Origin of the sequence: Paraglaciecola aquimarina, from assembly GCF_032464635.1 — a bacterium.
In the GTDB taxonomy this organism is placed as follows: Bacteria; Pseudomonadota; Gammaproteobacteria; order Enterobacterales; family Alteromonadaceae; genus Paraglaciecola; species Paraglaciecola aquimarina.
On record NZ_JAWDIO010000002.1, the window covers coordinates 3,414,493 to 3,434,487 of the forward strand.

General features: G+C 41.0%; 17 protein-coding genes, 1 tRNA gene and 4 pseudogenes. 5 read left to right on the top strand and 17 right to left on the bottom strand.

Annotated features, from left to right (window positions below; all coding sequences use genetic code 11):
• Nucleotides 1–13 precede the first annotated feature (13 nt).
• The 3 genes and pseudogenes from rpmI to thrS form a co-directional block, all read right to left on the bottom strand.
• Nucleotides 14–210: pseudogene (gene rpmI / locus RS130_RS16955) on the bottom strand (50S ribosomal protein L35).
• Between the two features lie 119 nt (nucleotides 211–329).
• The gene (gene infC / locus RS130_RS16960) at nucleotides 330–860 is read right to left on the bottom strand and encodes a translation initiation factor IF-3 (RefSeq protein WP_316026912.1); all 531 of its coding nucleotides are present in this window, start codon (nucleotides 858–860) and stop codon (nucleotides 330–332) included.
• A gap of 37 nt (nucleotides 861–897) precedes the next feature.
• A pseudogene (thrS, locus tag RS130_RS16965) lies at nucleotides 898–2,812 on the bottom strand (threonine--tRNA ligase).
• Nucleotides 2,813–3,100: 288 nt separating this feature from the next.
• Here thrS and RS130_RS16970 point away from each other — a divergent pair.
• The 5 genes and pseudogenes from RS130_RS16970 to RS130_RS16990 all read left to right on the top strand — a co-directional run bounded on the left by RS130_RS16970 (nucleotide 3,101) and on the right by RS130_RS16990 (nucleotide 6,091).
• Nucleotides 3,101–3,960: pseudogene (locus tag RS130_RS16970) on the top strand (fructosamine kinase family protein).
• A 159-nt stretch (nucleotides 3,961–4,119) separates the two neighbouring features.
• Entirely contained in the window at nucleotides 4,120–4,863 is a 744-nt protein-coding gene (locus RS130_RS16975; protein WP_316026913.1) for a pteridine reductase, read from the top strand.
• A 5-nt stretch (nucleotides 4,864–4,868) separates the two neighbouring features.
• On the top strand, nucleotides 4,869–5,078 hold the full coding sequence (locus tag RS130_RS16980; RefSeq protein WP_316026914.1) for a hypothetical protein: 210 nt from the start codon (nucleotides 4,869–4,871) through the stop codon (nucleotides 5,076–5,078).
• Entirely contained in the window at nucleotides 5,047–5,871 is an 825-nt protein-coding gene (locus RS130_RS16985; protein ID WP_316026915.1) for a DUF3080 family protein, read from the top strand. The genes RS130_RS16980 and RS130_RS16985 overlap by 32 nt, the downstream gene beginning before the upstream one ends.
• 143 nt (nucleotides 5,872–6,014) lie before the next feature.
• Nucleotides 6,015–6,091, top strand: a tRNA-Val gene (locus tag RS130_RS16990).
• 394 nt (nucleotides 6,092–6,485) lie between these two features.
• On the opposite strand, the gene larB is transcribed toward RS130_RS16990, so the two are convergent.
• The 14 genes and pseudogenes from larB to RS130_RS17060 form a co-directional block, all read right to left on the bottom strand.
• Nucleotides 6,486–7,148, bottom strand: coding sequence for a nickel pincer cofactor biosynthesis protein LarB (gene larB, locus RS130_RS16995; RefSeq protein ID WP_316026916.1), 663 nt, complete (start codon nucleotides 7,146–7,148; stop codon nucleotides 6,486–6,488).
• Entirely contained in the window at nucleotides 7,141–7,572 is a 432-nt protein-coding gene (locus RS130_RS17000; protein WP_316026917.1) for an adenine nucleotide alpha-hydrolase family protein, read from the bottom strand. The genes larB and RS130_RS17000 overlap by 8 nt, the downstream gene beginning before the upstream one ends.
• Nucleotides 7,514–7,942, bottom strand: coding sequence for an adenine nucleotide alpha-hydrolase family protein (locus tag RS130_RS17005; protein WP_316026918.1), 429 nt, complete (start codon nucleotides 7,940–7,942; stop codon nucleotides 7,514–7,516). The genes RS130_RS17000 and RS130_RS17005 overlap by 59 nt, the downstream gene beginning before the upstream one ends.
• Nucleotides 7,939–9,270 (bottom strand): nickel pincer cofactor biosynthesis protein LarC, encoded by a 1,332-nt coding sequence (gene larC / locus RS130_RS17010; RefSeq protein ID WP_316026919.1) that lies wholly within the window; start codon nucleotides 9,268–9,270, stop codon nucleotides 7,939–7,941. The genes RS130_RS17005 and larC overlap by 4 nt, the downstream gene beginning before the upstream one ends.
• Before the next feature lie 40 nt (nucleotides 9,271–9,310).
• Nucleotides 9,311–10,486 (bottom strand): nickel-dependent putative hexonate epimerase, encoded by a 1,176-nt coding sequence (locus tag RS130_RS17015; protein ID WP_316028089.1) that lies wholly within the window; start codon nucleotides 10,484–10,486, stop codon nucleotides 9,311–9,313.
• Nucleotides 10,411–10,596, bottom strand: a complete 186-nt coding sequence (locus tag RS130_RS17020) for a hypothetical protein (RefSeq protein ID WP_316026920.1) — start codon at nucleotides 10,594–10,596, stop codon at nucleotides 10,411–10,413. Before RS130_RS17020 ends, RS130_RS17015 begins: the two co-directional genes overlap by 76 nt.
• The gene (locus tag RS130_RS17025) at nucleotides 10,596–10,718 is read right to left on the bottom strand and encodes a hypothetical protein (protein WP_316026921.1); all 123 of its coding nucleotides are present in this window, start codon (nucleotides 10,716–10,718) and stop codon (nucleotides 10,596–10,598) included. The genes RS130_RS17020 and RS130_RS17025 overlap by 1 nt, the downstream gene beginning before the upstream one ends.
• 74 nt (nucleotides 10,719–10,792) lie before the next feature.
• Nucleotides 10,793–11,077, bottom strand: a complete 285-nt coding sequence (locus tag RS130_RS17030) for a gluconokinase (protein ID WP_316026922.1) — start codon at nucleotides 11,075–11,077, stop codon at nucleotides 10,793–10,795.
• Between the two features lie 10 nt (nucleotides 11,078–11,087).
• A complete protein-coding gene (gene uxaC, locus RS130_RS17035; protein WP_316026923.1) occupies nucleotides 11,088–12,521 on the bottom strand; it encodes a glucuronate isomerase in 1,434 nt (477 codons plus the stop codon).
• Between the two features lie 873 nt (nucleotides 12,522–13,394).
• On the bottom strand, nucleotides 13,395–13,850 hold the full coding sequence (locus tag RS130_RS17040; RefSeq protein ID WP_316026924.1) for a glycoside hydrolase family protein: 456 nt from the start codon (nucleotides 13,848–13,850) through the stop codon (nucleotides 13,395–13,397).
• Nucleotides 13,847–14,269, bottom strand: coding sequence for a glycoside hydrolase family protein (locus RS130_RS17045; protein ID WP_316026925.1), 423 nt, complete (start codon nucleotides 14,267–14,269; stop codon nucleotides 13,847–13,849). Before RS130_RS17045 ends, RS130_RS17040 begins: the two co-directional genes overlap by 4 nt.
• A 235-nt stretch (nucleotides 14,270–14,504) precedes the next feature.
• Entirely contained in the window at nucleotides 14,505–16,205 is a 1,701-nt protein-coding gene (locus RS130_RS17050; protein WP_316026926.1) for a sodium:solute symporter family protein, read from the bottom strand.
• A gap of 251 nt (nucleotides 16,206–16,456) precedes the next feature.
• A pseudogene (gene acnA, locus RS130_RS17055) lies at nucleotides 16,457–19,169 on the bottom strand (aconitate hydratase AcnA).
• Nucleotides 19,170–19,240: 71 nt separating this feature from the next.
• Nucleotides 19,241–19,855: an acyloxyacyl hydrolase gene (locus RS130_RS17060; protein WP_316026927.1), complete on the bottom strand. Its 615-nt coding sequence runs from the start codon at nucleotides 19,853–19,855 to the stop codon at nucleotides 19,241–19,243.
• Nucleotides 19,856–19,995 lie beyond the last annotated feature (140 nt).

The window sequence follows — 19,995 nt, forward strand, 5'->3', positions numbered from 1 at the left end:
TTAGTCTCCTCTCTTAAACGTAAGGTAACATGCGTTGAATCAACGCAGTGTCAGCCACATGTGCTAGTTTTTTGCCACGCAAATGACGTTTACGTTTAGAACTCTTCTTAGTCAAAATGTGACGTAAGTGAGACTGTTTACTTTTAAAGCGGCCAGAAGCAGTTTTTTAAAACGCTTCGCAGCTCCACTGTGGGATTTAATTTTAGGCATTGCTAAAACTCCGCATTGTTAATAAAACTTTTTGGTTTTGCAGAAACCTCAAGTTTAAGTTTCATATTTAGCAGCAAGGTGAGAACGGGGGCAGAATCCGACCTACTTGTAAACCTTAACTACTTCTTAATTGGGGCAAGCACCATGATCATCTGACGACCCTCAACCCTATTTGGGAAAGACTCGCAGTTGGCAATGTCTTCTAAATCTGTGCGAACACGTTTTAGTTGTTCAATGCCAATCTCTTGGTGGGCCATTTCACGTCCGCGAAAACGAATCGTTACTTTAGCCTTGTCACCCGCTTCTAGAAAGCGACGCAGGTTGCGCAGTTTTACCTTGGTAATCGCCTTCATCAGTGCCATAGGGCGAAATTTAATCTCCTTGACCTGAATTTGCTTCTGTTTTTTCTTTTGTTCTTTAAGTGTCTTGCTCTTTTCGAACAAGAACTTACCGTAATCCATTACTTTACATACTGGCGGCTCAGCATTAGGGCTAATTTCAACCAAGTCTAAATTTGCTTGTTCAGCGGTTTCCATAGCTTCACTAATAGACACTACGCCTAAAGGTTCACCATCTTTACCTACCAAACGTACTTCATTCAATGTAATTTCTTCATTAATTCGAGCTTTGTTCGAATCTTTAGCCTTCATGTTAGCGCTTTTAATATGTTATTCCTCCAAAAATTAATCAGATATGTTTGTTGTCAACTTCTAACATGGCTTTTTCGATAAATGCATCAATAGACATTTTACCTAGGTCATCACCTTTGCGAGAACGCACGGCAATTTCACCACTTTCCATCTCTTTATCGCCAACAACAAGCAAATATGGGACACGCTTAAGCGTGTGCTCGCGGATTTTAAAGCCTATTTTCTCATTTCTCAAGTCTAACTTTGCTCTAAGACCACTTTTTTTGCAATTTTTCTAGTACTTTTTGCGAATAATCTGCTTGTTTATCTGTAATATTCAAAATAACCGCTTGGGTCGGTGCTAACCACAGCGGGAACAAGCCAGAATATTCTTCGATTAAGATACCAATAAAACGCTCTAATGATCCCAAAATAGCTCTGTGGATCATCACCGGAACTTTACGTTCTCCATCTTCAGCTACATACGTTGAGCCTAAACGTCCAGGCATAGAGAAATCTAGTTGCACTGTTCCGCACTGCCAAGCTCGATCTAAACAATCGTGTAAGGTAAATTCGATTTTTGGCCCATAAAACGCTCCTTCGCCTGACAGGTACTGAAACTCAATACCCTTAGAGGTCAACGCTTCTGCTAATTCTTTTTCAGCCTTATCCCAAGTTTCATCACTACCTACGCGTTTTTCCGGGCGCGTAGACAATTTGACTGAAATGGCTTCAAAACCAAATATTTTGTAAATCTCGTAAACAGAATCTATACATCCGCCCACTTCAGCTAAAATCTGCTCTTCTGTACAGAAAATATGGGCGTCATCCTGGGTAAATCCGCGCACACGCATCAAACCATGCAATGCACCCGATGGTTCATTGCGATGACAGCAGCCAAATTCAGCCATGCGTAAGGGTAAGTCACGATATGATTTTAAGCCCTGATTAAAGATCTGCACATGACCTGGACAGTTCATAGGTTTCACCGCATATTCACGCTTCTCGGATGTAGTCGTGAACATGTTTTCGGCATACTTATCCCAATGCCCTGATTGTTCCCACAGCGTACGGTCCATCATTAATGGACCTTTTACCTCACCGTAACCATATTTGCGTAACTTTGAACGTACAAACTTTTCTAGCTCAGTGTAAATAGTCCAGCCAGCATCATGCCAAAACACCATTCCCGGCGCTTCGTCTTGAAAATGGAATAGATCTAACGCTTTACCAATTTTACGGTGATCGCGCTTTTCAGCTTCTTCTAAACGATTTAAATAAGCTTTGAGTTGCTTTTTATCAGCCCAAGCCGTGCCATAAATACGTTGCAGCATTTTATTGTCACTATCACCGCGCCAATACGCACCGGCTACCTTCATTAATTTGAAGTGCTGGCAAAACTTCATATTGGGCACATGAGGTCCACGACACATGTCGATGTACTCTTCATGATGATACAAAGCGGGTTTGTCATCTTTAGCAATATTTTCGTCCAATATTTGCATTTTATAGATTTCGCCGCGGGCTTCAAATGTATCTCTGGCTTCTTGCCAAGTTACCGCTTTTTTAACCACGCTGTAGTTGGTTTTGGCTAGTTGCAACATACGCTTTTCGATTTGTACTAGATCTTCATCATTCAATGAATGTTCCATGTCGATGTCGTAATAGAAGCCATTATCAATAGTCGGACCAATTGCCATTTTAACATCTGGATAAAGTTGCTTAATTGCATGACCGATTAAATGTGCACAAGAGTGACGAATGATTTCTAAACCATCTTCATCTTTCGCAGTGATAATTTGTAGCTTGGCATCTTGCTCAATCAAATCACAAGCGTCTACACGAACGCCATCAACTTTACCGGCAATTGTCGCTTTGGCTAAACCAGGGCCTATATCATTGGCAACATCTAAAACAGATACGGCATTGTCAAATTGGCGTTGGCTGCCATCGGGGAGAGTAACTACGGGCATATCAAAATCCTTATGCAGTGGTGACACCTACCAAGCGCCACGTGCGAATATTTAAGCTGACTAAAACACAGCGAAGTAAAAACAAAAAACACCCTAAGTGGGTGCCTGTAAATATAGATAAATACGAAAATTATCAATTGCTAGGCATTATACAAATATATGCCTTCCCTATGCAAACAAGTTAATTACTAAATGATATAAAAAACCAAATTTACATTACTTATTTAATCATACAACTGAGATATTTAAACCATACTAAGAGACGAATTAAAATTGAAGGTGAATGTTATGTGGCATTTTATCAGTGAGCAAATCAGCCAATGTACCCAACAAGAATTTATCTGCGATTCCGTTCGCGAAGTTTCTGGCGGAGATAGCCATCAAACTTATGTAATTTCAAACGATAAACGCAGGTACTTTGTAAAGGTCAATGACAAACATTACATGCCCAATTTACTTGCTGAAGTTGAAGGCTTACAGCATTTAACTCAAGCTAGCCTGTGCAAAGTGCCTAACGTCATTTGCAATGGCATCGTATCAAGCCATTGCTTTTTGGTACTAGAGCATATTCACATGAGTGATGGAGATAGTAACGCATGGCGAGCTTTTGGAGAATCATTAGCCAACATGCATCAAGCTCATCATCAACAAATGTATGGCTGGCAAGAAGACAACTTCATAGGACAAACGCCACAGATAAACAAGTGGCAAAAGAAGTGGAGTTATTTTTTTCCGAACAACGTATCGGCTATATGTTGCAGTTACTAGCAGAAAAAGGACATGCGTTAGGTAACATTGACAATATTGTGCAATCTATTGAACGACTCCTGACAGGACATAGTCCCTTATCTTCAATGCTACATGGTGATTTATGGCAAGGTAATGTGGGTTTTACTAAAAACCAAGCGGTCATATATGATCCGGCTTTTTACTATGGAGATCGCGAGACAGACATTGCAATGACAGAACTATTTGGGCGTTTTCCAGACACTTTTTACCAAGGCTACAATGCTATTTGGCCACTCGATCAACACTATCAATACCGCAAACCTATATATCAGCTTTACCACACGCTTAATCATGCTTTACTTTTTTCTGGCAATTATTTGGACAGTGCTAAGCTTCTATTAAAAAACATAGACAGTTAAATGGGTTATTACTGGGCTTTAATTAGATTCAACGATATCCTTTACGCTTTATTTTATACATATAACCCTGAAAAAAATGGCATGTGTATGGCCTCATTAAAATTGTGCTCAAAGTAAACCTCTACAGCCATTAATTGAAGAACATTAAATAAGGTATCAATGAACAATAAAGTCGCATTTATCACTGGCAGTGCCAAGAGAATTGGTGCCCATACCGCTAAACACCTTCACGGATTAGGCATCAATGTAGTCGTACACTGCAACCAATCCCGCATTGAAGCAGAACAATTATGTCAAGACCTTAACGCCATCCGAGCTAAATCAGCGCGACTGGTGCAAGGTGATTTATCGACACTTTCACACATCGACCGTGTAGGCCAACAAGCCATTGATTCATTTGGTCGGTTAGATATTTTAATCAACAACGCTTCAACGTTTTACCCTACACCAATTGGTACAATTACCCCACAAGACTGGCACAGTTTAGTGGGGAGTAATATGCAGGGCCCGCTATTTTTATCTCAGTTTTGCCACACAGAATTAGCCAAGAATAATGGCGCGATCATAAACATGGTAGACATTCATGCAGCTAAACCATTAAAGCAGCATACTGTATATTGCATGGCGAAATCAGCTTTGGTAACTATGACTCAATCCCTAGCTCTTGAATTGGCCCCCAGCGTGCGCGTTAATGGGATTGCTCCAGGAGCAATACTCTGGCCAGAACAACCATTAAATGATGAGGATAAGGAAGAAATATTAAAACACATTCCAGCTCAACGATTAGGCTCAATGGAAGACATAGCCCACGCAATAGAGTATTTAATTGCAGCCACCTATGTGTCTGGACAAATACTAGCGATTGATGGAGGAAGAAGCATCTCTTCCCATACAAAAGGTTAAGTGCAGTGCGCTTGTCAAGAATGGTTTTCCTTAGTTTATTGCCTGTCATTATGGGGGGCTGCGACAACCAAAAGCAGCTCCCTTATTTAGTCGCCGACTACCAAGAGCGCTTAGCGAACATACTTGATACCGCACCACCTACTTTTCAGCACGTTAGTCTCCCCCTACCCTCGGCTAACGGATTTGCGCCAGAATATAAACGACACGAACATTAAATTATTTGAATTTTATCAGCTAAAACCTTGTGCATTGTATTCCTTAGTTGCTGAACGCAATACCAGTCTAGGACATATGCAACTACCTTCAACTCGTTACCTTTATGAGCGTAACGTTTTGATCGCGCTAGATAGGTGTATTGGGCGTATTTCCGATACAGATTTACAACAAAAGCTGAAGAATTGGCACCATATAAAACAACAAAACCTACCATTCGTGTGGAGTAATTTGCTGCAAAAAAGTAGTGAAATTAAGTACGCGTTAAGTTCAAATCGACACTACTTATCAACGTCATACGAAGAGGGATTAAGTGCCACACAACAGGCTCTGACTTATTTGACTAATATTAATCAAAACAGCGCCATTGACAGTAAAGAACTAGAAGCTCATCTGCAAAATCTGCAGCAAGCTGCCCTACCCGCCAAGATATGGCTGAGCCAAACCCTATTAACTGAACATTTAAACCAATCAACGCTTTGGCTTAAACAACAAAACAAACACCTAAAATGCAAAGCGGGTAAAGCAGAAACGAAAGTCGAATATATGGCGAATGTATTTATGCTATATTTTATCGAAAAAATTCAACCTATTGCTGGTAAGGTAAACCATTATCAGTATCAACTCAGCCCCATATTTGAGAAATGGCAGCATACTCCAAACTTGTCTGTTAGTTTCAAAGACTACCTAACACAACAGACACAAATCGGTTTCGAAGAATATAAACTAGCTGTCGCAAACCATATCCAGTTTTGGCAATATTTATTCAAACGATGTAATATCGCCCCTAATTGACTGCTTTTACAACGGCATTTGTATATTTACTGTCCACTCAAACAGATATCGATAAAAATCACTTGCAGAGCACTAACAGCATAGTTATTATACGCGCCGCTTCAAAGGCAATCTTTGTAGCAAGTTTTATAAGTATTTTAAATACAACCGTAGCTCAGCTGGTTAGAGCACCACCTTGACATGGTGGGGGTCGGTGGTTCGAGTCCACTCGGTTGTACCAATTTTATCTACAGCATCTATTTCAGTACTTCATCTTCTCAATGCGCTACAACTCGGTGCACACACTGCTAAAAATCTATGTTGTGGATAATTTATACCAATCACATATTGATAAGTGATCGCTTTGAATACATCCAGTGGTGTTAAGCAAGGCGTCGGCATGAAGGCATGGTGGCGCTCTTTCAAATACCGAGAACGTAGAGCAAAATCCATTAAAACACTGGGCATTCCTTTCAGGCGAGTATTAAATGGGTTTAATCTGAGTTGTACGCACTCAAAAGAGCCTTAGCTGCTTTTTACATAACGAGTTATTCATTCAAAGTCCTCTTTCAAGTGCTTAAGTTCAAGCGCTTTGATTAAACCCATGTAGACTTTCTCTGAGTGACTACTTATCACTACGGACTGGTAGTAAACTGATTGATGATTTTTATTGCTGCGTTTGCTGCACCAAAGCCATTATCAATATTTACCGTGAGTATGCCGGGCGAGCATGATCCTAACGCGCTGTTTAACGCTAGCTCGCCACCAGCAGAAACCCCATAGCCAACCGAAGTTGGTACGGCAATAATCGGCGCTCGAACAAGACCTGCTAGCACACTAAACAATGCCCCTTCCATTCCTGCCAAAGCTATAATTATTTTATACTGACGAATATCTTCAATTCTATCCATTAAACGCCACAGACCAGCCACACCAACATCGGCAATAATGGGAGCTTGGTAACCGTTAAAAGCTAAGGTGCGCTGAGCCTCTTTAGCAATCGCTAAATCGGAGGTCCCGGCAGTCACTATGCAAACTTCTTGTGATGGCGCTAACGTAGCTGCAACATTTAACATGGCAGTTAGCGAACACTTGTCATAATCTAATTGTTGCTGAAGCTCGGCCGGTAAAATTTCCCATTGCTGCGCAGATAAACGGGTGAATAAGACCCTATTAGTATGCTCAATATTAAACCGAATGATCGACTGTAAATCCTGTGAACTCTTATGAGAACACAGCACCGCTTCGGCTACACCAGTACGAGATTTTCGGTCTTTATCCCAAATAAAACTATCCATGAGTGAGTCCATTTAAAAATGCGGAACCTTTTTTATACACTTTCATACCAGAAAACACTCGACCTTGGTCAGCACAGTAATGAGTCAAACTCTCAGATAACGAAACAAACACTTCGTTTTCGGGCATGGTATCTAACTCAACTACAATGCCCTGGTGAGAAACTCGGCATCGAATATTCTTAAACGTTGGCAAGACCAAACGCACTTTACTTTCAACTGAATCGATAAACTGCATGTCGGCAGAATTAATTTTAATACCCGTCTCAACTCGGCTTGCCAAACAGGGCTGGGCCGGCAATGCATGTAATTGCGTTAAACCATAATACTTCGCAAATGCATAAATATCCTTCTTGCCGATACCTACCTCAACATAGGGGTGTAATACATTTTGTTCTTTTGCCGCGGTGAGACCAGGTACGAACATCGCCTAAATCATCAACATTGGTACCTGAAAAAATGGGACTCACGCCTTGCTCAGCAACTCGCGTATACAAATTACTTTTACAAAAGTAACAGCGATTCACTGGGTTATTAATATAGTTAATGTCATCAAACTCTTTGGCGTCGATAATACTTAGATCCCAAGCATAAGTTTGCGCATATTTTTTCACTCTTTCTAAGGCTTCTTCGGGTACGGCTGGCGAATAAGCATGCACCATTTTAATTTTTGCAGTAGAAAATCGATGGCCAATATAACCCAACAACATGCTATCAATGCCGCCACTTATTGCTATAGAAAACTGCTCAAATTGGTCTAAAAACCTAATCAGTTGATTGAGTTTACCTGTATTCATGGCTTATCACTTTGTGCCAGTAGCTCCACTTGATATTTTAGGGTCCGACGCTGATTTAGCGACTCTAGCGACAATAATTCATCATGTTCCACTTTTAAACTGGTTTCTCCATTTGGACGAGCAACACTTTTGTAAGCCACCTCTTGTACCTCAAGATGTTCACGCAATAAATAGGCTCTTGTTTCGAACCGATAGCGCAACCCTATTGTTGTGGTTTGATTAAAGCAAGTAGCTATCACATCTTGATAGTGTGCACTTGAAGCTAGCAAACGCACTGACTCTACCGAGCGATTTTTCTTGCCCCGCGCGGTTTGTGCTATTACGTCTAACACGCCATCTTGCGCTCTTAACAACTCAAGAGATAAGCCAAGCTCTTCACCTGTCATATCATCTATGTCAAATTCGATGATAACAACTGTGCCTTGTTGCGCTTGTTGTAAGGCACTATCAGCAGGCTTTTTAGTAAAATGTAATGCTCGTAAAATATTAGGCATTGCCGGAAATATTTTCGTACCAAGGCCATAACCTGTGGCCACTAAACGACCTTGTGGTTGGGCTATTAGTAATTTGTTATTACGCAAATACCTTAATATTGCTGCGCCAGTTGGGGTGATACGTTCACCTTGCACAGAATCATTAGAAAACTCAAAACCTAATAGTATTTCAGCGGTTGCAGGAGCAGGAACAGGGATAAGTCCATGCTGAGTATTAACTAGGCCACTACCTAATGGCAATGTAGAGATACTCCAACTACATTGCTTTAGCCCATTAAGAATGACGGCGGCGGCGACCACATCCATCAATGAGTCCCAATCTGCTAGCTCATGAAAATGCACATCATTAAGGGTTTTATTGTGGATCTTCGCTTCAGCCACAGCAATTATAGTGAGTAACTCAACGGCTATATTTGCCACATCAAAGTCTAGCTTTGCTGTCTTTAGTACTTGGCACAAATACCGATAAGTAGTCTTGTGGCTATGTTCGTGAGAATGGTCCGCGGCACCATGCTGAGAAAGGTGCTCTTCATGTAGATGGTCGTGACTATGCTCATGGAAGCTATGAGGGTGAGGATGAGAATGAACATGCTCTTCTGTTTCTTTTTCAGAATTGACAAGTTTAAGAGAAAATCTCAGTCCACTAATACCTGAATTTAGACCAGCAGTGAGTTCTGCCCTACCTATATTCTTTGAAATCACCTGTTCAATGGCTGCGAACACATCAGCCTTTAATGGTTCAAAGGCATCTAACATGGCGCCAATAAACATATCGCCGGCTATCCCTCCAACAATATCTAAATGTATGTGTGACTCGTTTGTGGTTATTGTCATAAGGGAGCGCCTAGCCTTGAATTGACTCTATCTACATTTTCTACTTATTAAAATTTTCTGCTGTTGCCCATAGGCCCAACGCCGGATTGCTGACATAAAACACCTCTTCTTTGTTATCTAAGGTATTCCATCCATTGCTGAGCTTTTCCAGCGGATAACGTTTCACCATTTCATCATAATGACAATATCGGTAATTCACAGACTCAACTTCTTCTTTGGTTAACCCATCTTTAGGGCAATAGGTTACGTTAAAACGATTATTAGTTGTACCATGAATTAAATGAGCAGCAGCAGACAAATTACTGGCTAACTCTGGGTTGTTATTCACTGCAACAAGGGTTTCATCAGTTGTTTTATAACCATAAGTACGGATCAGTTGGTCAATCTCCATGTCTTCACCAAATCTGTGTAGACCTGGAGCCAACACGATTAACTCACCATCATCAGCCATGGCCATACGGGTACGGTAAATTGCTTTATTCCCTAGCCATGTGGTTTTGAATTCTGCTGGTTCGAGATACACAATGGCTTTTTTAATGGGTTTATCTAATAAATTTAGATTCAACTGCTGACTCAATTCACAAGCAGCTTCATAAGTTTCAACTTGATTGCCACAATACACGCCTTGTAAGGCCAGTTTGTCTTGCTTCTTGCCTAAAACCGTCAAAATATATTCGATAGGTAAATGGCGTAAAAATGTATCAAAACCTTCATTCAGCGCTTCTCTTACAGGTGTGTAGGTGCGGCCCATAATCCGTTCCATGCCATATACAGCACCTAAGTAATGAGACTTATGAATTGTATCTTCGCCGCCGACACCCACAAGAATATTCTTAGTATAATTGGCCATGCCAATTACTTCGTGTGGCACGATTTGTCCTACTGAAATAATCAAATCCCATGACTCATCCAATAGTAACTTGTTGACGCCAACTTGCATGGTGTAATCCAGTTTGCCTTCTGACAACTCGGCAATTCGTTCACTGCTTATCTCCCCCAGCACTTCAACGTCGGTGCGCCAAAAGTGCGGAAGAAAGCGTTCTTTTGGGATATCGCTGCCGAACATGTTATCTATTTCACCGTTCGACATGGGTTCATGCGTGCCTAAAGCTGGTAAAAAGAAAATATCAGCCTGCTCTTTTAGTTGCTGATAAATATATGCTGAAATAAACCCAGCTTTAGAATAAAAACGGGTGATATCAGGGGCAGTACCAATATTTTCTTAGCGTGACTCGCTTTTTGAGCAATAAAATCATCGATTACAGATTTTAGATCTTCATCTGAAATAGTGTTATCTGTATCAACATGATGAATAGGATAAGTCATTATTTAATTGCCTTTGTAATTTGAGACAGCATATCATCTACGGTATTGTCTAGTGACACTATAATAGCTTGTTTAGGTTCTTCTAATGTCGCTAATTGGCTATCTAATAGTGTCTCGGGCATAAAGTGATCACCTCTACTTTTTAAGCGCCAGGCTAGCAAAGACTTTTTCACCTTTTAAATAGATAAAGGTAACCTTATCGGCTGTAGTAGATCGCAGTATATCTCGGTAGCTTTGCTTTAATGCGGAACAAGCCAACACCGCGCCCCTTAACTTCCCAGTCAGCAATATTGTTAGCCAACAAAGATAACCAAGGTTTGCGGTCGTCATCGGTCAGTGGCGTACCGCTAGCCATTTTTTTAATGCTCTGTGGAAAATGAAAATCGTCAGCATCATAAAAAGGTAAACTGAGTTGTTTTGCCAACAAGTTGCCTATGGTTGATTTACCGCAACCACTTACCCCCATAACTATGTAAATCATATCATTTCTCTTAAAAGTCTGCGGCCTGATAGGCCTCTTTGGCCAATCTATAGGATAAATCTCTAGCCAGTTCAAAGGCTGCAGTTTCACTAAGTCGATGTTCAGCAACCAATTTAGCCAAAAATCGACAATCAATTCTTCGTGCCACATCGTGACGAGCCGGAATAGATAAAAATGCTCGGGTATCATCATTGAAACCCACTGTATTATAAAAACCAGCAGTTTCGGTCACTTGATGACGAAAACGTAACATGCCTTCGGGGGAATCATTAAACCACCATGCAGGGCCCAATTTTAGACAAGGATAATGACCTGCCAATGGTGCAAGTTCACGAGTGTAATTACTTTCATCCAAGGTGAACAATATAAAGCGTAATTTTGTTTCATTACCATACTTGGATAAAAGAGGTTTTAAGCTATTCACATATTCTATATTAACCGGAATATCACAGCCCTTATCTGCACCAAAAGTTTGAAAAACCGATGTATTATGATTTCTGTGCACGCCAGGATGAAGTTGCAATACCATTCCATCTTCTAAACTCATACCCGCCATTTCCGTCAGCATTTGCGCACGAAATAACTCTTGCTCTTCGCTAGACGCTGTTTTGCTAATAATTTTCTCAAATAAGCGTTGGCACTCAAGGCTGGATAAATCGGCGGTTAAGGCAGTAGCATGTCCATGATCGGTGGCAGTGGCACCATGGGCCCTAAAGAATTCTCTGCGTTGACGTAAAGCGTGTAAATAGCCTTGCCAATTATGGGTGTCTTCATTAGTTAATTCACCCAACACTTCAATATTTCGACTAAAACCTTTCACTTGCGGATCAATCACATCATCAGGTCTAAAGGTTGTGATAACCGTATTGTTGAGCCCATCCTGCTTAATTTTTTTATGGTGTGTTAGGCAATTAGTAGCGCCTTCGGTAGTCGCTAATAATTCAATATTGAACTGTTGTAATAGTGCTCTTGGCCGAAACGCATCGGTTGCCAATGCTGCATTAATCTTATGATAAAAAAACTCAGCATTTTCAGCATTCAATTCAACCGAAAAACCGAATACTTCACAAAATACATAATCCATCCAAATACGCGAAGGCGTCCCATGGAAAAGATAATAATGTTGAGCAAATACTTTCCACACCTGTAAAAAGTCCACTTCAGCAGAACTGCCATCTACCCTTCTAATACCTAACTGTTCAAGACCAATTCCTTGGCTATATAGCATACGGAAAACATAATGATCAGGAATAATAAGCAACTCGGTCGCATTGCTAAAATTATCATTATCAGCGAACCACCTTGGATCGGTATGACCATGAGGACTAACAATAGGCAACGACTTTACGCTGTTGTACAACAATTTACTGATTTCGCGCTCTTTAGTATCACTACTAAATAACCGATCTGGATGCAAATTATATGGAGTGTGTTTGGTATTCATTTATTCCTCGACAACTATTATTCGTTGCTTCATTCATCTTGGTTAGATTCGTTGTTGCCCCATATTCTAAGCTATATAGAGTTAGCAAAAATCGACCACTTTTTCTCTGCCAAGCTATGCAAAACATTTTTTCTCAATCACTCTCCTCGTAAAGAGTGGTGTCAATATAGCCTAATACGAACAATGAAAAGCACCGACCATCTGGCGAACAATACCTATTTCAATGTCGCTCATCTATTTAATTGCTGGGCATCGAAGAAATCATTATATATGATACTACCAAAAGGTAAAGCGGCCTGACCAATCAGGCCAACCCCGGATTAACTGAACTAAATTAATCGCTATTAATGCTACGCAAATTGTCAATTAAAAGAGCCTGTTGAGTGCAATTTTCAGTTCTTAACCCTACAGCCCTTGTTGCTAACTGTTGGCCTAAGACGACTATCAATCAGCACTTATAGGACAAGCCAATTAAGTCATAGAAGAAGTTAAAGACAAATAACAGAAAGCCGAAATACACCGCTATCACTTTAAATTGAATGGCGGTGAGGCCTTAAGAATAAAGATACGGATGCTCCATGACTAGAAAAAGCTAATACGCCATCGAGTTCGTAAGAGTAAAATCAGCGTGTTTAAAATGATCCTGAAGGTGTGCCTGTGCCGCGTTTGACTTAGCTATCGGTAATTAGAAAAGGCGTATCTATTGCCTCACAACGACACTTTGTTTAAAAACCGCTGGGGGGCATTCAGAGCGAGCGTTTATCAATATGTATGGGTATAAGGCAAATCATTCAGGCATTTTACTACGCTTTAATTCTTCACTTAAGCCTTGTGCAAAATACACACTTGGATCATGAATAATTTCTGTATTTTTCATTTCTGTTGCTTTTTAATTGGCAAGGGCCGAATATCACAATCGAAACGCCCTAAAAAACTATGTTTGCTAGACGGATCTTTTGTACATGAAAAATGGCTTAATCCCCACGTAATCCCCTGCCCCTGACCTTCACTTGTAAATGCATCAGGCACATAAGGACCTGCAGCTATAGGCATTAACGCAGTATTTGCCGCTAATTCAAAATTCACTCCATCGGCTGCATATTGAATACTATTACTTTCATTCCCATTACGAATAGCAAACGCAGCAATTCCCTCAGCAAAAGGAAAATAGGTAGTTTCGTGGCCTGAGTTTAAAATAGGATTCAATGGGTGTTTGTTAAACGGTCCTAATGGGTGATCAGCGATCGCTAGACCATTTCCGACTAAATAGTCGGGCCTATCGCCGTATGCAGCTTTGAAATATAAGTAGATTTTACCTTTATATATCAATGGATAAGGATCATGAATGGAAAATTGATCCCACTCACCATAGCGTTGCCGGTTGATATGACAACTTCATTCACACTCGTCCAAGGCCCGTCTGGAGAGTCAGCGACAGAAACGGTAACAGGGCAATGATCACCTTTGGTACCACTTGCTTCTTGAAAGCCTTGATAATACAGATAGTACTTGTTTTCCCAAAGCAAGATATCGGGCGTAGAAACTGAACGCCAGCCCACGTTTGGCTTACACGGCCTTTCAATGGCGACACCTTGCTCTTGCCAACTAAATCCATCAATACTGGTAGCATACCAAATTTCACATAGATCCCAGTCCGTGGAAGGCTTGGTATCCGTATGTTTTCCTGCACCTTGAGGGGGCGCTACAGTATTACGTTTTGTATACCAAACATAATATTGGCCATCCACGAAAATAACCTTTGACGGATCTCGCCGTGATATTGTGCCGTCACTAGCACTATAGTCAAACCCCTCTAGGCGGGTATATTTAAAACTAGAAAATAGAGGATTATCTTCTGGCCTGGAGTCGCATAATTATCATATAAGCGAGCCATCGCCGAGCTCAAAGGTCGCTCGGGTTTCACCTGTGGAATATCCCATGGAAAGCCTTTAACATCTTTTACTGACTGATTACTCTTCATTATCACTTACACTCGCTATTGGCTATCTTTGGGTTTTTCGACAATATAAAGCCACCGATACAAAGAATAATGAAGCCCATGCCTGCAACATAAACTTGGCTATGCTCGGCCACTAACATCAATGCCCCCATCAAAATGCCAATGCTGGCGATACCCCAGCCTATAACCCGTACCCCCAAATTATTATCAGCAGAATTCGCTACTAATTCTGGCCCTTGCTCAACGTCTACATCGTTCTGCTGATTAATTGGCTCTTGACCTACTTGGCTTGTTTTCCAGGCGACGACGCCTGTACGTTTATGTTTAAGTCTGACATAAATTTCGGCAATGCTCAGCAGCACTATCGGTAAGCAAATGCCTAAAAAGGTTTCATTCTTGCGATCGAGTGAAATATCGGAAATGTAGGGTAAAACAAATTTGAATAGCATATTAACTGCCAACGTAATCAGTGTGACGGTCAGCAAACTTTTGCCTGTTTGATAAGGAGAAAATAGCGCCCAGATAGGCGGCAAAAATAATGCACCACCGGTAATCGCAGCCATCGCAAAGACAAATGTAACCACTCCTCCCATATATGGCACCAATAAGGCGATAACGATGGTAATAGTTCCCAGTAAAATAGTGGCTATTCGGCCTACTTTAACGAGTTCTTTGTCTGACGCTTTAGGTCTAAAATAGCCATATACATCATTTGCTAATACACCTGCCGATAAGTTTAGAGAAGTATTTACCGAGCTAGCCGTGGCGAATATCATCGCACCTAACATCAGCCCCAACATGCCAAGAGGTAAAACCTGTTTACACATTAATAAGTAGGCCCCTTCGTCTGCAAGACCAGCCAAATCGGGATTCAGCACACGGTATATCATAGGCGGTATCATCCAAATGACGGGACAAATAACATACAAGCCACCAAATAACCAGCCTACTTTTTTTGCATCATTGGGCGTTGCGACACTGGTATATCGTTGAATATATGGCCAATTTCCAGCGATAAAAAACAAGTTGTATAAACCAAAAACGACGATAAAGCTCCAAGAGAACTCTTCATTCACTAAATTAAAGAAACCTTCGGGGGCTTTTGCAATAAACTGAGAGACGCCGCCAATTTCTCCAAATGCCAATGGCACAACAATCAACACTGCCGCTGTTAACACTACAAACTGCAATATATCGGTAACTATCACGGCCCACAAACCACCTACAGCGGTGTAAGCCAAAATAAGAATGCCCAACACAATAATACTGGCGGTAATTGGGATCCCAGTACTCACTTCTAGTATTTTTGCTACTGGATACAAAAACGCGCCAGTAGAAAAACTGGCAATCGCTAAAAATATGTAGGTATAGGTTCGCTGCACTTTGTAACCAAAGCGGTTCTTAATAAACTCCGCCGCCGTTAATGCATGGGTTTTCTGCCACCTTGGAGCAATAAAAAAACCAATTAAAATACCAGAGATGGCCATAGTCCATTGAATCGTTATAGCCACCCAACCATTGCTATAGGCTAAGGCTCCCCAAGTCACAAAGGTACCTGATGAGAAAAAACTCATAAATAATGACAAGCCACTCATCCACCATGGCAATGCACCGCCGGCAGAGAAAAACGATTTCATATTTTTGCCGGACTTAGAAAAACTCATGCCACAAACAAAAACTAAAAAAGAGAAGAGAAAAATAACACCAATATCTATGCCACTCATATTCTACTATTACCTAACCATTAATTTTGAATCTATTATAGATACAATTTAATTAACAATTTACTTACTTCAGATAGAAATGTCTAGCAAAAAAACTCGCTAGAGCGCATTTATAATGGTGAATAAATACTACTCTTTGCATTCTGACCACAAAAAAGCCCAACTGAATTGGGCTTGTTTTTTTAACTCACACTAGGACTAGGTATGTCCAGCATCTATGTCGATACGTTTTTATGATATGACTACACGACTTACAATAGTGATCTGAGAACATATTGTAAAATCCCGCCATGACGGAAGTATTCGAATTCATTAGGAGTATCAATTCTAATGTTAACAGAGAAACTTTTTCTGTCGCCATTAGATTTTTCAAACTCAATTGTCGCCTGCTTCTGACCCGCTTCAATCGCTTCAATAGAAAATAACTCGGGACCATCTACACCATAAGTTTGCGCGCCTTCACCTAGGCATAAATTGCAAAGGCAAAATGCCCATTCCAATTAAATTCGACCTATGAATTCTTTCATAAGACTCAGCAATCACTGCTTTTACACCTAATAACAATGGACCTTTTGCCGCCCAATCTCGAGAACTCCCCGTGCCGTACTCTTTCCCCGCAATAACAATTGTGGGAATATCTTCAGCAATGTATTGCTGCGCCGCCACAAACACAGTCATTTGTTCGCCACTAGGTTGTTTACGGGTAACCCCTCCCTCAGTCCCCGGAGCGAGTTGGTTTTTGAGGCGAATGTTAGCAAAGGTACCCCGCATCATAATTTCATGATTGCCACGCCTAGAACCATAAGAGTTAAAATCTTTTGCTTCAACTTGATGCTGACGCAAATAATCCGCTGCTGGGGTTTGTCTGCCAATCGAGCCAGCTGGTGATATATGATCCGTGGTTACACTATCGGCTAATTTTAACAGACAGCGAGCATTAACAATGGCTTTGGTAGGCTCAGGCTGTACGGGCATATTGTCAAAAAAGGTTGGTTTTTTCACATAGGTACTGTCTGGCCAATCATAAATATCTGCGTCGACCGTCGCTAAATTTTGCCAAATATCACCACCGTCATACACTGAACCATATTTATCAGCAAACATAGACTTATCTACCACTCGACTAACAATATCTTGGATTTCTTGTTGAGATGGCCACAAATCTTTTAAGTACACCGGCTTTCCAGCATCACTCATGCCGAGAGGCTCTTTGCTAATATCAATATTCATGTTACCTGCCAACGCATAGGCAACCACTAAAGGTGGTGATGCCAGATAATTCGCTTTAACATCGGCGTGTATTCTACCTTCAAAATTTCGATTGCCTGACAACACCGAAGTCACTGTCAAATCGCCCTCTCTAATGGCGGTTGAAATTGCCGCTGGTAGCGGCCCTGAGTTTCCGATACAAGTAGTGCAACCATACCCCACTAAATGAAAACCCAACTTATCTAACTCTTTAGATAATCCCGCTTTGTTCAAATACTCTGTGACCACTTGAGAGCCAGGCGCAAAGCTGGTTTTCACCCAAGGTTTTACCTTAAGGCCTAACTTATTGGCTTTTTCTGCTAACAATGCAGCTGCCACTAGCACCGAAGGGTTAGACGTATTGGTGCAACTAGTAATAGCGGCAATCACTACCGCACCTTCATGAAGCTCAATATCTTGATCATTGTGTCTGTAACAAACGGATGTTTTTTGTCCTATATTGTCAGCCCCACCTTCATGCTCAAAACGTGCTTTTTGTTGATTATCAGGTTTAAGCGCCAACTCTTTTTGTTCTGCGACCCAATCATTAAACATGCTAGCAGCTTGATTTAGATTTATTCTGTCTTGCGGGCGTTTCGGCCCAGCAATGGCTGGCACTACCGTCGCTAAGTCTAAAGCCAATATATCGTGATATTCAGCATCAGCTTGTGCTTCACTGCCCCACATTCCCTGTGCTTTTGCATAGGCTTCTATAATTTCAATCTGCTGTTCACTGCGTCCAGTTAGCTTAAGATAATTGCTGGTTTGATGATCAATTGGAAATAAACCACAGGTCGCTCCGTACTCAGGTGACATGTTAGCCAACGTTGCTCTGTCTGCTACGGTTAGGTGTTTTACTCCTGCACCAAAAAACTCCACAAACTTGCCAACCACGCCAAATTGACGCAATTGTTCGGTCACGGCTAAAACCAAATCCGTCGCTGTTGTCCCGGCCGGTAATTGACCGGTTAATTCCATGCCAATGACTTCAGGAATTAACATAGTTACAGGCTGTCCTAACATGGCCGCTTCAGCTTCAATTCCACCCACTCCCCAACCCAGTACGCCTAATCCATTAATCATTGTGGTATGAGAATCAGTTCCGACTAACGTGTCAGGATAAAGCATAGGGGTATCATTTTGTTCATCAATAAAGGTGACTCTGGCTAAGTATTCTAAATTCACTTGATGCACTATGCCTTTGCCTGGCGGCACAACTTTAAAGTTGTCAAACGCCTTTTGTCCCCATTTCAAAAATTGGTAACGCTCTTTATTGCGCACGACTTCAATTTCGGTATTGCGCTGAAATGAATCAGCATGACCAAAATCGTCCACCATAATGGAATGATCAATAACCAAGTCGACAGGTTTAAGTGGATTAATTTTGTTGGGATCGCCGCCAAGATCTAACATTGCATTACGCATTGCAGCTAAATCGACCACAGCTGGGACGCCAGTAAAGTCTTGCAACACCACTCTTGAAGGCACAAAGGCTATTTCGGTGCTAGGCGCAGTACTTGTATCCCAATTCGCTAAGGTTTGTATGTCTTCTACCTGCACATATGGCTGATCACTATGACGTAGTAGGTTTTCTAATAAGATTTTTGCCGTCAAAGGTAAGCGTTTAATATCTACATTTAATGAAGACAGATCGAAATAGTTGTATTCTTTACCATTAACAACCAGTGTTGAAATATTCTGATTTGATGCGTTCACTTGGATACCCCTTCTAAGCGTTAATTCGGTTATGTGTAAGGTAGACTATTATTTGATAAAACAATTAATTTCTAAAAACGGCGCAAGTAGGCAATACTTAAGAAATCGAGCCCTGGATTGGTAGTATTAAATCCGCCATTGGAATAATGAATGTAGCGTAAGGCAAGTTCAGAATGCTGCTGTTCATCTAACCCCATCAGCAGACCAATACGATCTTCAAACTGATAAAAACTTCCTATGTCTACTCCACCGAACTTTTCTTCATGGACATAAGCCACACCTATACCAAACTTCAGGGTTAGGGGATATTGATTCGATATGCTAGGTAAGGACTTTGAAAATATCGGTGACAATGACAAGCCATAAGTTGCTTCGTTTTTTGCGCTACCATGTAAGTCAAAAAGATTGAGGCTTGTTTCCCAAGACAAGCGAGTTAAGCCAATAACTGGAATGTCTAAATCAGTGTGGTAGTTGGGCCGATAGGCTAAACGTATACCATGCATATCACTGGTACCTGTCATATATTCGGCCGACATTGCTTGCGTTTTGTTATGTGCTAATGGCGCACCGACAACTTGAAAGCTCAACAGAAAAACATGCAGTAGTATGGTGAGGAATATAGCGGGTTTCGAAAAAATGAAGGTATGAATACTTAATGAATCAACATGCTGCGTAGAGCTTTGCATCGATGGCTTTCCTTATATTTTAGTGATATTTTCAACTATCACTAAAGCTAAATAACGTCCTTGTATTCAGCAAATAGTAGACCACTCTTATAAGTTATAATAATCTAGGTAAAACAATCACTTGAGTGAAATAGATTTTT